Annotated in this window: 16 protein-coding genes; all 16 read left to right on the forward strand. The window is 43.2% G+C overall.

The window, feature by feature from the left end:
* Nucleotides 1-26: 26 nt before the first annotated feature.
* The 16 genes from yhbY to rsmB all read left to right on the forward strand — a co-directional run bounded on the left by yhbY (nt 27) and on the right by rsmB (nt 13,113).
* Nucleotides 27-338, forward strand: a complete 312-nt coding sequence (gene yhbY / locus KUA57_RS06905) for a ribosome assembly RNA-binding protein YhbY (protein ID WP_000060168.1) — start codon at nt 27-29, stop codon at nt 336-338.
* A 50-nt stretch (nt 339-388) separates the two neighbouring features.
* A complete protein-coding gene (locus KUA57_RS06910) occupies nt 389-1,018 on the forward strand; it encodes a nicotinate-nucleotide adenylyltransferase (protein ID WP_125386225.1) in 630 nt (209 codons plus the stop codon).
* Nucleotides 1,018-1,611 (forward strand): bis(5'-nucleosyl)-tetraphosphatase (symmetrical) YqeK, encoded by a 594-nt coding sequence (gene yqeK / locus KUA57_RS06915; RefSeq protein ID WP_218493927.1) that lies wholly within the window; start codon nt 1,018-1,020, stop codon nt 1,609-1,611. Before KUA57_RS06910 ends, yqeK begins: the two co-directional genes overlap by 1 nt.
* Nucleotides 1,612-2,112 carry a cysteine hydrolase family protein gene (locus KUA57_RS06920; protein ID WP_125458595.1) on the forward strand — a complete coding sequence of 167 codons (501 nt, stop codon included), beginning with the start codon at nt 1,612-1,614 and terminating at the stop codon, nt 2,110-2,112.
* Between the two features lie 11 nt (nt 2,113-2,123).
* Entirely contained in the window at nt 2,124-2,477 is a 354-nt protein-coding gene (gene rsfS / locus KUA57_RS06925) for a ribosome silencing factor (RefSeq protein ID WP_049546916.1), read from the forward strand.
* A 110-nt stretch (nt 2,478-2,587) separates the two neighbouring features.
* On the forward strand, nt 2,588-3,328 hold the full coding sequence (locus KUA57_RS06930; protein ID WP_284691258.1) for a class I SAM-dependent DNA methyltransferase: 741 nt from the start codon (nt 2,588-2,590) through the stop codon (nt 3,326-3,328).
* 9 nt (nt 3,329-3,337) lie between these two features.
* Nucleotides 3,338-3,730: a hypothetical protein gene (locus tag KUA57_RS06935; protein ID WP_049488394.1), complete on the forward strand. Its 393-nt coding sequence runs from the start codon at nt 3,338-3,340 to the stop codon at nt 3,728-3,730.
* Between the two features lie 14 nt (nt 3,731-3,744).
* Nucleotides 3,745-4,842 (forward strand): nucleotidyltransferase, encoded by a 1,098-nt coding sequence (locus KUA57_RS06940; protein WP_218493928.1) that lies wholly within the window; start codon nt 3,745-3,747, stop codon nt 4,840-4,842.
* Nucleotides 4,843-4,973: 131 nt separating this feature from the next.
* The gene (locus KUA57_RS06945; protein ID WP_180375037.1) at nt 4,974-5,228 is read left to right on the forward strand and encodes a type II toxin-antitoxin system Phd/YefM family antitoxin; all 255 of its coding nucleotides are present in this window, start codon (nt 4,974-4,976) and stop codon (nt 5,226-5,228) included.
* Between the two features lie 3 nt (nt 5,229-5,231).
* The gene (locus KUA57_RS06950) at nt 5,232-5,486 is read left to right on the forward strand and encodes a Txe/YoeB family addiction module toxin (RefSeq protein ID WP_094753153.1); all 255 of its coding nucleotides are present in this window, start codon (nt 5,232-5,234) and stop codon (nt 5,484-5,486) included.
* 202 nt (nt 5,487-5,688) lie between these two features.
* Nucleotides 5,689-7,302 carry a ribonuclease Y gene (locus KUA57_RS06955; RefSeq protein ID WP_000404934.1) on the forward strand — a complete coding sequence of 538 codons (1,614 nt, stop codon included), beginning with the start codon at nt 5,689-5,691 and terminating at the stop codon, nt 7,300-7,302.
* Nucleotides 7,303-7,431: 129 nt separating this feature from the next.
* On the forward strand, nt 7,432-8,058 hold the full coding sequence (gene gmk / locus KUA57_RS06960; RefSeq protein WP_218493929.1) for a guanylate kinase: 627 nt from the start codon (nt 7,432-7,434) through the stop codon (nt 8,056-8,058).
* Nucleotides 8,059-8,082: 24 nt separating this feature from the next.
* Nucleotides 8,083-8,397 (forward strand): DNA-directed RNA polymerase subunit omega, encoded by a 315-nt coding sequence (rpoZ, locus tag KUA57_RS06965; protein ID WP_000979235.1) that lies wholly within the window; start codon nt 8,083-8,085, stop codon nt 8,395-8,397.
* 65 nt (nt 8,398-8,462) lie between these two features.
* Nucleotides 8,463-10,859 carry a primosomal protein N' gene (locus KUA57_RS06970; RefSeq protein ID WP_218493930.1) on the forward strand — a complete coding sequence of 799 codons (2,397 nt, stop codon included), beginning with the start codon at nt 8,463-8,465 and terminating at the stop codon, nt 10,857-10,859.
* A 12-nt stretch (nt 10,860-10,871) separates the two neighbouring features.
* Nucleotides 10,872-11,807, forward strand: coding sequence for a methionyl-tRNA formyltransferase (fmt, locus tag KUA57_RS06975; RefSeq protein ID WP_218493931.1), 936 nt, complete (start codon nt 10,872-10,874; stop codon nt 11,805-11,807).
* Complete coding sequence (gene rsmB / locus KUA57_RS06980) at nt 11,800-13,113, forward strand: 16S rRNA (cytosine(967)-C(5))-methyltransferase RsmB (protein ID WP_218493932.1); 1,314 nt, start codon at nt 11,800-11,802, stop codon at nt 13,111-13,113. Before fmt ends, rsmB begins: the two co-directional genes overlap by 8 nt.
* Nucleotides 13,114-13,118: the final 5 nt, after the last annotated feature.

Consider the following 13,118-nt stretch of genomic DNA (forward strand, 5'->3'; position numbering starts at 1 on the left):
TAAAAAGAAACTCTTTTAAAGAAATTATGTCATTAACATCAAAACAACGTGCCTTCCTCAACAGCCAGGCACACACCCTCAAACCCATCATCCAAATCGGGAAAAATGGTCTCAACGACCAAATCAAAACCAGCGTTCGTCAAGCTCTTGACGCCCGCGAATTGATTAAGGTAACGCTCTTGCAAAACACAGATGAAAATATCCACGAAGTAGCTGAAATCTTGGAAGAAGAAATTGGTGTGGATACTGTCCAAAAAATCGGACGCATCTTGATTTTGTTTAAACAATCTAGCAAGAAAGAAAATCGCAAGATTTCTAAAAAAATCAAAGAAATCTAAAAACCTACTCCAAATAACTGTTTTTACAGAGAAATAAAGGAGACTAGCCTATGGCAATCGAACTATTAACTCCCTTTACCAAGGTAGAGTTGGAGCCAGAAATCAAGGAGAAAAAACGCAAACAAGTAGGGATTTTAGGAGGTAATTTTAATCCTGTTCACAATGCCCATCTCATTGTTGCGGATCAAGTGCGCCAGCAGTTGGGACTAGATCAAGTTCTGCTTATGCCTGAATACCAACCTCCTCATGTTGATAAAAAGGAAACCATTCCTGAACACCATCGTCTCAAGATGCTTGAGTTGGCGATTGAGGGGATTGAAGGTCTGGCCATTGAAACCATCGAGCTAGAGCGCAAGGGTATTTCTTACACCTACGACACCATGAAGCTTCTAACTGAGAAGAATCCAGATACAGATTATTACTTTATCATTGGTGCCGACATGGTGGACTATCTGCCTAAGTGGTACCGAATTGATGAACTGGTAGATATGGTTCAGTTTGTGGGAGTTCAGCGCCCACGCTACAAGGCAGGGACTTCCTATCCAGTTATCTGGGTGGATGTGCCTCTCATGGATATCTCGTCCAGCATGGTGCGTGACTTCCTTGCCCAAGGTCGGAAACCCAACTTTCTCCTGCCTCAGCCTGTGCTAGACTACATCGAGAAGGAGGGGTTCTACTGATGGCCTATCAAGACTATATCAACTGCTCTCGTGAGGCTTTGTTGGAAAAAATGGCAGAGCTTCTGCCTGAAAAACGCTTAACCCATTGCTTGGGTGTGGAGAGTGCAGCCATAGAACTGGCTCAGCGCTTTGGAGTAGATGCCGAGAAAGCAGGACTAGCAGGCCTTCTTCATGACTACGCTAAAAAACTGTCAGATCAGGAATTTTTAAACTTGATTGGCCGTTATCAGCTAGACTCTAACCTCAAAAACTGGGGCAATAATGTCTGGCATGGTATGGTTGGTATTTACAAGATTCAGGAAGATTTGGATTTGCATGATTCAGAAATCCTGCGAGCCATTGAAATCCATACAGTCGGGGCTGGTCAGATGACAGACTTAGACAAGGTCATCTATGTCGCAGACTATATAGAGCATAATCGTGCCTTTCCTGGAGTAGATGTGGCGCGTGAGATTGCAAGTCTATCGCTTAATAAGGCGGTGGCCTATGAAACAGCTCGAACCGTGGAGCATCTAGCTCATCAGGGATTCCCCATCTATCCCCAAACCCTTGAAACCTATAACGCCTTTGTGGACTATTTGAAAGAGGACTAAATGAAGACGGCTTTTATCATCATTGATGTACAAAATATTTTAGTGGAAACCTGTTTTCAGACAAATAGTCTATTGGAAAAAATTTCTTATTTACAAAACCAGGCTAGAAGTAAGAATATCGAAATTATCTATGTTCAACATATTGAGAATCCTGAAGCCCAAACATCAGAAGATTGGCAGTTATCTGCGCTTTTAAATCGAAAACCTGATGAAAAGGTCTTTCAGAAGAAGTATAATAGTATTTTCAAAGAAACTGGCTTAAAAGAATACTTGGATAAACAGGGGGTTGAAAAATTAGTTTTATGTGGCATGCAGACAGAATATTGTGTGGATACCTCTGTCAAGGTTGCCTTTGAATATGGCTATAAGCTGATTATTCCAGAAGGTGCTGTCACAACCTTTGATGGGGATGACATTCCAGCAGAAACGATAAATGAATTTTATGAGGACATTTGGGAGGATCGCTTTGCAGATGTCCTAGATTATAAAAATATTTTTTAAAAGAGGACTAAATGAACGAAAAAGAATTACTAGAACTAGTCGTGAAAGCGGCTGATGAGAAACGTGCGGAGGATATCCTCGCACTTGACGTTCAAGATTTGACTAGCGTGACGGATTACTTTGTTATTACTAGTTCAATGAATAGCCGTCAGTTGGACGCTATCGCTGATAACATCCGTGAAAAAGTAGCTGATGCAGGCTTTAAAGGCAGCCATATAGAAGGCGATGCAGCTGGAGGTTGGGTCTTACTAGACCTCGGCGCTGTCGTTGTGCATGTCTTTTCAGAAGAAATGCGTGCCCACTATAACCTAGAAAAGCTATGGCATGAGGCAAATTCAGTAGATATTTCAGAAGCTCTTGCTTAGAAGATGAACTCAGTTGTAGTCAACTGGGTTTTATTTGCTTATTTTAGAAAAATTGATAGAAAGGTAAAGGGCGAGTGGTGTTTGCCATTGACGCTCTTGGTATCATGATTATGGCAACTTATGAAACTTTTGCGGCTGTTTACGATGCGGTCATGGACGACAGTTTATACGATAGATGGACGGATTTTTCGCTTCGTCATTTGCCTAAGACCAAGGAGAGAAAGAAACTCTTGGAACTGGCTTGTGGGACAGGAATTCAATCTGTGCGCTTCTCTCAGGCTGGTTTTGATGTGACTGGTCTTGATTTGAGTGCGGATATGTTGAAGATTGCTGAGAAGAGAGCGGCTTCAGCCAAGCAAAAGATTGAATTTATTGAAGGCAATATGCTGGATTTGTCCAAGTCAGGTAAATATGACTTTGTTACTTGTTATTCGGACTCAATCTGCTACATGCAGGATGAGGTGGAAGTAGGGGATGTTTTTAAGGAAGTCTATAATGCCCTTAATGAAGATGGAGTTTTCATCTTTGATGTGCATTCGACCTACCAGACAGACGAAGTTTTTCCAGGCTATTCTTATCATGAAAATGCAGAAGATTTTGCAATGCTCTGGGATACCTACGAGGACGAAGCACCTCACTCCATCGTGCATGAGTTGACCTTTTTTATCAAGGAATCTGACGGTTCCTTTAGTCGCCACGATGAAGTGCATGAGGAGCGGACTTATGAGGTTCTGACCTATGATATTTTGCTGGAACAGGCTGGTTTCAAATCCTTCAAACTCTATGCAGACTTTGAAGACAAGGAGCCAACAGAAACCAGTACCCGTTGGTTTTTTGTAGCGCAGAAGTAGGAGGTTGATATGGTTCGATCAAAATATTCTTGGGAAGAAGTTTCGCAGTTTAATCGTATCCGTCAAAATGGAACGCTTTGGGAAAAAGATGGGCAATACTTTTATGTTCAGGAAGAAGGAACCGTATTTTCAGAGTTAGTTGTTTACGATATGTCTAAGGAACTTTTTGATATGTTAGTAAATGAAATAAAATCGGAGGATGATATCCGACATATGCTAATGTATGGAACATGGCCAACGACAGTTGCAGGATGCCATAGACCAACTATGTTGATAGCTTATCCTGAACTACAAAAGAATTATAGTAATGAACAACTAGCAGAAATCCTTCCAGTAGGAGAAAAACAATGGCTTAACTGGAGAGGGAGATTGCCTGAGTGGTATCGTAGATTTCGTCATTAGAAAGGGAGATCACTATGACCATCACAGGTATTATCGCGGAGTTTAATCCCTTTCATAATGGGCATAAGTACCTGCTAAATCAGGCTGAGGGACTGAAAATCGTTGCCATGTCAGGGAATTTCATGCAGCGTGGAGAGCCTGCTATCGTGGATAAGTGGACACGAGCCCAGATGGCGCTGGAAAATGGAGCGGATCTGGTAGTGGAATTGCCATTTTTAGTCAGTGTTCAGGCGGCGGATTTCTTCGGCCAAGGAGCTGTGGATATCTTGGCTAGGTTGGGCATTGATAGCCTTGCTTTTGGGACGGAGGAAGTTCTAGATTACCAGAAAATCGCTGACTTATACACAGAGCAGGGGGCTGAGATGGAGAAATTTGTGGAAAATCTGCCTGATTCTCTTTCCTATCCCCAGAAAACCCAGGCCATGTGGAAGGAATTTGCAGGTCTTGATTTTTCAGGAAATACACCCAACCATGTCCTTGCTCTTGCCTATGCCAAAGCGGTAGCAGGGCGAAATATCAAACTGCATCCGATTCAACGTCAGGGGGCAGGTTACCATTCTGTGGACAAGGATGTGGACTTTGCCTCAGCGACAGCTCTCCGTCAGCACCAGAAGGACCAAGATTTTTTAGAACGCTTTATGCCTTCTGTTACCCTCTTTGAGCAGGCCAGTAAGGTGAACTGGGAAGACTATTTTCTCTTGCTTCATTATCAAATCTTGTCAAATCCCGACCTAACCACCATCTATCAGGTCAATCAAGAAATAGCTGTGCGCATTAAAGAGGCTATTAAAACAGCCCAATCTCTGGAAGACTTGGTTGAGGCGGTTGCGACCAAACGTTACACCAAGGCGCGTGTCAGACGCCTCTTGACCTATATTTTGGTGCAAGCTAGAGAAAGTGACTTGCCAGAAGGGATTCATGTCCTTGGCTTTACTGAAAAAGGCAGACAACATCTCAAGTCTTTGAAAGGGCAGGTCAGTTTAGTCAGCCGAATTGGCAAAGAACCCTGGGATGCTATGACTCAAAAGGCTGACCAGATTTACCAACTGGGAAATCCAAGTATAGCAGATCAGAATTTTGGAAGAGTGCCGATTAGAATAGAAACAAACTAAGTCTGCTGAAAGGTGGACTTTTTGAGATTTTTTACGAATAAATAGATAGAAAAGAAAATCCTGTACAAGTTCCTGACAATTTCTTTCTTTTTGTGTATAATAGTGGAAAAGAGGTAAAACGAGGTATGGTTATGGAAGCAGTTCTTTACTCAACATTCCGAAATCATTTAAAAGACTACATGAAAAAGGTAAATGATGAATTTGAGCCTTTGACAGTGGTCAATAAAAATCCAAACGAGGACATTGTAGTTCTTTCAAAGAGCGAATGGGACAGTATTCAGGAAACACTGAGAATCGCTCAAAATAAGGAGTTATCAGACAAGGTTTTGCGAGGAATGGCTCAAGTCCGTGCTGGAAGTACTCAGGTCCATGTTATTGAGGAGTGAGAAATGCTGCTCAAGTTTACAGAAGATGCCTGGGCAGATTATTGCTACTGGCAAACTCAGGATAAGAAAACACTAAAAAGAATCAATAAACTAATCAAGGATATTCAACGTGATCCCTTTACAGGAATAGGAAAACCAGAGCCGCTCAAATATGATTACCAAGGAGCCTGGTCACGGCGTATTGACGCAGAAAATCGCTTGATTTATATGATGGATGAAGATAGCGTGGCTTTCTTGTCTTTCAAAGATCATTACTAAGTCTACTGTAAAGTAGGCTTTTTCTAAAATTTTTACTAAACTATGACTTCTAAGAAATAGAGATTGCGCTAATAAATTTTATGTAATTAAATTCCGAATTCCCCAAAACATATTCTATTTTAGGTTTGTGGAAATCATTTTTTTATGGTAGAATGTAAAAGAATGTATGTCATTCGGAATAACAATAAAATGAGGTAAAAACATGGAGATCATGTCGCTTGCGATTGCTGTTTTTGCCGTCATCATTGGTTTAGTCATTGGATATGTCAGCATCTCAGCTAAGATGAAATCATCTCAGGAAGCTGCAGAGTTGATGCTTTTAAATGCTGAACAAGAAGCAACTAATTTACGTGGACAAGCTGAGCGTGAAGCGGATTTACTTGTTAATGAAGCCAAGCGTGAAAGCAAGTCTCTTAAAAAAGAAGCACTATTGGAGGCCAAAGAAGAAGCCAGAAAATACCGTGAAGAAGTGGACGCTGAATTCAAATCAGAACGTCAGGAACTCAAACAAATCGAAAGTCGTTTGACAGAGAGAGCTACTAGCCTTGACCGTAAGGACGACAATTTGACGAGTAAAGAACAAACACTTGAACAAAAAGAACAAAGTATTTCTGATAGAGCGAAAAACCTTGATGCGCGTGAAGAGCAATTAGAGGAAGTCGAAAGACAAAAAGAAGCAGAACTAGAGCGTATTGGTGCCCTGTCTCAGGCAGAAGCACGAGATATTATCTTGGCACAGACAGAGGAAAACTTGACCAAGGAGATTGCCAGTCGTATTCGTGAGGCTGAGCAAGAGGTCAAGGAACGTTCTGATAAAATGGCCAAGGACATTCTGGTTCAAGCTATGCAACGTATTGCTGGTGAATATGTAGCGGAGTCAACAAACTCAACAGTTCATCTGCCAGATGATACTATGAAAGGACGCATTATTGGTCGTGAAGGTCGCAACATTCGTACCTTTGAAAGTTTGACAGGGGTTGATGTCATTATCGACGATACACCAGAAGTGGTGACCTTGTCAGGTTTTGACCCAATCCGTCGTGAGATTGCCCGTATGACTATGGAAATGTTGCTCAAGGATGGTCGTATCCACCCAGCTCGTATCGAAGAGTTGGTTGAGAAAAACCGTCAAGAGATTGACAATAAGATTCGTGAATACGGTGAGGCTGCTGCCTATGAAATTGGGGCACCAAACCTTCATCCAGACTTGATGAAAATCATGGGTCGCTTGCAGTTCCGTACTTCATATGGACAAAATGTCTTACGTCATTCGATTGAGGTTGCTAAGTTAGCTGGTATCATGGCGAGCGAACTTGGTGAAAATGCGGCTCTTGCTCGTCGTGCAGGGTTCCTTCACGATATCGGAAAAGCCATTGACCGTGAGGTTGAAGGTAGCCACGTTGAAATCGGTATGGAATTGGCTCGTAAGTACAAGGAACATCCAGTTGTGGTGAATACAATTGCTAGCCACCACGGTGATGTCGAAGCCGAAAGCGTCATTGCAGTGATTGTTGCTGCAGCAGACGCCTTGAGCGCTGCCCGTCCGGGTGCTCGTAGTGAGTCTCTTGAAAGCTACATCAAGCGTCTCCATGATTTGGAAGAAATTGCTAACGGCTTTGAAGGGGTACAAAATAGCTTTGCCCTTCAAGCAGGACGTGAAATCCGTATCATGGTCAATCCAGGACAAATCAAGGACGACAAAGTCACAATCTTGGCTCACAAAGTTCGTGAGAAAATTGAAAACAATCTCGATTACCCAGGAAATATCAAGGTAACCGTGATTCGCGAGCTTCGTGCAGTAGATTATGCCAAATAAATAAGAAAGAGCAGTTGAAAAATTACTGCTTTTTTGTTACACTAGATAGAAAGACTGTAAAGGATAATCTGGCTTTTTGCCGTTATTCTAGAGAAATGTTATTTCACAGACTGACTAAAAGGAGACACAATGGTAGACCGAGGCTTACTAATCGTTTTTTCTGGTCCTTCAGGGGTTGGAAAAGGAACGGTTAGAAGAGAGATTTTTGAGAGTTCTGAAAATCAATTTCAATATTCTGTATCTATGACGACACGCGCACAACGTCCTGGAGAAGTGGACGGTGTTGATTATTTCTTCCGTACTCGGGAAGAGTTTGAAGAGCTGATTCGTCAAGGTCAGATGTTGGAATACGCAGAATATGTCGGCAACTACTATGGAACTCCTCTGACCTACGTCAATGAAACCTTGGACAAGGGAATCGATGTTTTCCTTGAAATTGAAGTTCAGGGTGCTCTTCAGGTTAAGAAAAAGGTTCCAGATGCTGTCTTTATCTTCCTGACACCACCAGATTTGGATGAATTGCAAGATCGTTTGGTAGGTCGTGGAACAGACAGTGCAGAAGTGATTGCCCAACGAATCGAAAAAGCCAAGGAAGAAATTGCTCTCATGCGTGAGTATGATTATGCGATTGTCAACGATCAGGTGCCCCTAGCTGCTGAGCGTGTCAAACGTGTTATCGAAGCAGAGCACTTCCGTGTGGATCGTGTCATTGGTCACTATCAGGAGATGTTACCAAAATCTCCAACTAGCCGATAAAATTTAGAAAATAGGTACAAGCAAATGATGTTAAAACCCTCTATTGATACCTTGCTCGACAAGGTTCCATCAAAATATTCACTCGTAATCTTGGAAGCAAAACGTGCCCACGAATTGGAAGCAGGTGCGCCAGCAACTCAAGGTTTCAAGTCTGAAAAATCAACTCTTCGCGCTTTAGAAGAAATCGAATCAGGGAACGTTACAATTCACCCAGATCCAGAAGGTAAACGTGAAGCAGTGCGTCGCCGTATCGAAGAAGAAAAACGTCGCAAAGAAGAAGAAGAAAAGAAAATCAAAGAGCAAATCGCTAAAGAAAAAGAAGATGGTGAAAAAATTTAAGGTTGGGGGGACTCAATCTTATTTTTTCTATTGCAAGAATGTACTGACAAGGAGGAGGTGAGAAGATGACTATAGCTAAGATTATCGTAGATGTGCCCTTGATGCAGACAGACCAGCCTTATAGTTACAGGATTCCTGAGGAATTTCTGGGAATGCTGGAAGTTGGGATGCGGGTTCATGTGCCCTTTGGTAAGGGGAATCGCCTGATTCAAGGGATTGTTCTTGGTTTGGAGTCCCAACCAGATGAAGAAGAGGCTAATCATGATTTAAAAGATATTGCGGAGGTGCTGGATTTTTCTCCTGTTCTCACGCAAGAACAACTCTGGCTTGCTGAGGAGTTACGCAAGTCCGTCTTCTCCTATAAAATCTCCATCCTCAAGGCTATGCTACCAGGATTTCTGAACTCCAGCTATGACAAGATTCTCTATCCTCTTGCAGGTCTGAGTCAGGAAGACCGAGAGCGCTTGTTTGGTTCAGAGGATTCGCTTGCATTTTCTTCTCTGGATTTAGCTAAGCAAGCTGAAATGATGCGTTTGACTAGAAAAGGCCTGCTTGGTCTAGAATATCAGGCAATTGATCAAAAGAAGGTCAAGACCCAGTCTTGGTATGAGGTTGACCTTGCTCAATTAGAAAGTGTAGAGATTTCTACGCGTGCTAAGAAAAAGTTGGAATTGAGAGATTATTTGCTGTCTCATCCAGAGAGTGCTTCTTTGGCTAGTTTGTTAGAGTCCTACTCGCGGGAGCAAGTCAACTTCTTTGTGGAACAAGGTGCTGTGACCATAGTCCAAAAGGAAGTTCAACGCTCGGCTGCTTATTTTGAAGGGATTGAAGCAAGTCAGCCTTTGGAATTGAATCCAGAGCAAAGACAGGCGCGTGATGCGGTTGTCAGTGCGATTGGCAGTCATCAGGCTCCCTTCCTCCTTCAAGGGATTACAGGAAGTGGGAAGACAGAAGTTTACTTGCAGATTATCCAAGGAGCTTTGGATAAGGGCAAGACAGCTATTTTGCTGGTTCCTGAGATTTCCTTGACTCCACAGATGACGGAGCGTTTTATCGCTCGTTTTGGGGACAAGGTGGCCATTCTTCATTCAGGCCTTTCCAATGGTGAAAAGTATGATGAATGGCGCAAGGTGGAGCGTGGCGATGCCCAAGTTGTTGTTGGCGCCAGATCGGCCATCTTTGCTCCGCTGAAAAATCTGGGTGTCATGATTATCGATGAAGAGCATGAAGCGACTTATAAGCAGGACAGCAATCCTCGTTACCATGCCAGAGAGGTAGCTATTTTACGGGCTCAGTATAATCAAGCAGCTCTGGTACTTGGTTCAGCAACTCCTAGTCTGGAAAGCCGTGCGAGGGCTGGAAAAGGCGTCTATCAACATTTGCGTTTGACCAAACGTGCCAATCCTCTAGCCACTATTCCCGAGGTTCAAGTGATTGATTTTCGGGACTATATCGGACAAAATGAGACGTCAAACATTACTCCTCCTTTGCTAGAAGCCATCCAAGACCGTCTGGCTAAAAAAGAGCAGGTGGTTCTCATGCTCAATCGTCGTGGTTATTCTAGCTTTGTTATGTGTCGGGAGTGTGGGACGGTGGATACTTGTCCTAACTGTGACATTTCCTTGACCTTGCACATGGATACCAAGACCATGAACTGTCATTATTGTGGTTTTTCAAAGGATATTCCTCAGGTCTGTCCTAACTGTAAGAGTCGCAGCATTCGTTACTATGGGACGGGAACACAGAAGGCTTATGACGAGCTGGCAGAACTCTTTCCCCAGGCCCGTATTTTGCGGATGGATGTGGATACGACTCGTAAGAAAGGAAGTCATCAAGCTCTACTTGACCAGTTTGGACGTGGGGAAGCGGATATCTTGCTAGGTACTCAGATGATTGCCAAGGGTTTGGATTTTCCCAATGTGACCCTAGTCGGAGTTCTCAATGCGGATACAGCTTTAAATCTGCCTGATTTCCGTTCTTCTGAAAGAACTTTCCAGCTCTTGACTCAGGTGGCAGGCCGGGCAGGTCGTGCTGAAAAAGCTGGGCAGGTCTTGATTCAGTCTTACAATCCTCAGCACTACGCTATTCGATTTGCCAAGGATCAGGATTACGAAGGATTTTATGCCTATGAAATGGGAATCAGACGACAACTTGGTTATCCACCTTACTATTTCACGATTGGTATTACCCTTTCTCACAAGAAAGAAGAAGAGGTGGTCAAACGTGCCTATGAAGTCATGAACATTTTGCAGTCAGGCTTGTCAGAGACCAGTAACATTCTTGGGCCAACGCCCAAACCCATTGCCCGCACCCACAACCTTTATCATTATCAGATTTTAATTAAATATCGTTTAGAAGATGAGCTGGGGCCGACCCTCAACCAAGTTTTGGCCTTGACTCAAGAACGGGAAAATAGTGAGCTCCGTCTCAGCATTGACCATGAGCCACAGCAATTTTTATAAGAAGGAGAAGATATGACAAAATTAATCTTTATGGGGACCCCCGATTTTTCAGCAACAGTCTTAAAAGGACTTTTGACAGATGACCGTTATGAAATTCTAGCTGTTGTAACCCAGCCAGACCGTGCTGTTGGTCGTAAAAAAGTTATCCAAGAAACCCCAGTCAAGCAGGCTGCCAAGGAGGCAGGTCTTCCTATCTACCAACCTGAAAAATTATCTGGAAGTCCAGAGATGGAAGCTATTATGAATTTAGGAGCAGATGGAATTGTGACTGCTGCTTTTGGGCAGTTTCTCCCGAGTAAACTCCTTGATAGCATGGATTTTGCGGTCAATGTTCACGCCTCCCTTCTTCCTAAACACCGTGGTGGTGCACCTATCCATTATGCCTTGATTCAAGGGGATGATGAAGCTGGTGTGACCATTATGGAGATGGTCAAGGAAATGGATGCAGGAGATATGATTTCCCGTCGCAGTATTCCTATCACAGATGAGGACAATGTCGGTACCTTGTTTGAAAAATTGGCGCTAGTTGGTCGTGATTTGCTTTTGGACACTTTGCCTGCCTATATTGCTGGTGAAATCAAACCTGAACCGCAGGATCCAAGTCAGGTTACCTTCTCTCCAAATATCCAGCCAGAGGAAGAAAAGTTAGATTGGACTAAAAGCAATCGTCAACTTTTCAATCAGATCCGTGGAATGAACCCCTGGCCTGTTGCCCATACTTTCCTTAAGGGCGATCGCTTTAAGATTTATGAAGCCCTAGCAGTAGAAGGTCAGGGAAATCCAGGGGAGATTCTCTCTATCGGCAAGAAAGAATTGATTGTCGCAACGGCTCAAGGAGCTCTTTCCCTCAAACAAGTGCAGCCAGCTGGTAAGCCTAAGATGGACATTGCTTCCTTCCTCAATGGAGTTGGACGTACATTGACTGTAGGAGAACGATTTGGTGACTAAAGTAGAAACGGCAAGAAGTTTAGCCCTAGTAGTATTAGAGGATGTCTTTATCAATCAAGCCTACTCAAACATCGCTTTAAATAAGAATCTTAAGGGAAGTCAACTTTCGGCAACAGACAAGGGCTTGGTAACCGAGCTGGTCTATGGAACGGTAGCCCGAAAACTGAATCTAGAATGGTACTTATCCCACTTTATCGAAGACAGAGACCAGTTAGACAGTTGGCTTTATGTTCTGCTTCTCATGAGTGCCTACCAACTCCGCTATCTGGACAAGATTCCAGACCATGCTGTGGTCAATGAAGCAGTAGAATTGGCCAAAGTCCGTAAAAAAGGCAGTGAAAAATTGGTCAACGCTGTCCTTCGCCGTATCTTGCGTGAAGGATGGCCAGATATCACCAGCATCAAACGAAAAAATAAGCGTGACTCCATTGCATATTCCCTTCCGGTTTGGCTAGTTGCCAAGCTCAAGGAAGAATACGGAGAGGAGCGAGCGCAAGCTATTTTTGAAAGTCTCTTGGTGCGCAACCAGGCCAGCATTCGTGTAACAGATTTAAGACGAAAAGAGGAAATCCAAGCCTTGTTGGAGGCCAGTGCTTCATCCTTGTCTCCTTCTGGTCTGGTTAAGGAGCAGGGGCATTTTGCAGGCCATGATTTGTTTGCGGATGGATCTATTACTATCCAAGACGAGTCCAGTCAGCTTGTTGCTCCGACGCTTGATTTACAAGGTGATGAGCAGGTTCTAGATGCCTGTGCTGCTCCGGGTGGAAAAACAGCCCATATAGCTTCTTACCTGACGACAGGTCAGGTTACTGCTCTGGATTTGTACGACCACAAGTTGGACTTAATTCAAGAAAATGCAGAGCGTTTAGGTGTGGCAAACCGTGTCCAAACCCAAAAATTGGACGCCAGAAAGGTTCATGAGTTTTTTAGTAAGGATTCTTTTGACAAGATTTTGGTAGATGCCCCTTGTTCTGGGATTGGACTTTTAAGACGAAAACCAGACATAAAATACAATAAAGAAACGGCAGATTTCGCGTCCTTACAGGAAATTCAGCTAGAAATATTAGGTAGTGTTTGTCAAACACTACGCAAAGGTGGTATAATAACTTATAGTACCTGTACTATTGTCTCAGAGGAGAACTTTCAAGTCGTTCAGGCATTTTTAGAAAGTCATCCCGACTTTGAGCAGGTAAAACTAGAACATGAATGTAAGGATATCATGAAAGATGGTTGTATTCTCATTACACCTGAATTGTATGGAAGTGATGGATTTTTCATCAGCCAATTTCGCAAGATATCGAATTAGGAAGG

It is taken from the genome of Streptococcus vulneris, assembly GCF_019218685.1.
Classification (GTDB): domain Bacteria; phylum Bacillota; class Bacilli; order Lactobacillales; family Streptococcaceae; genus Streptococcus; species Streptococcus vulneris.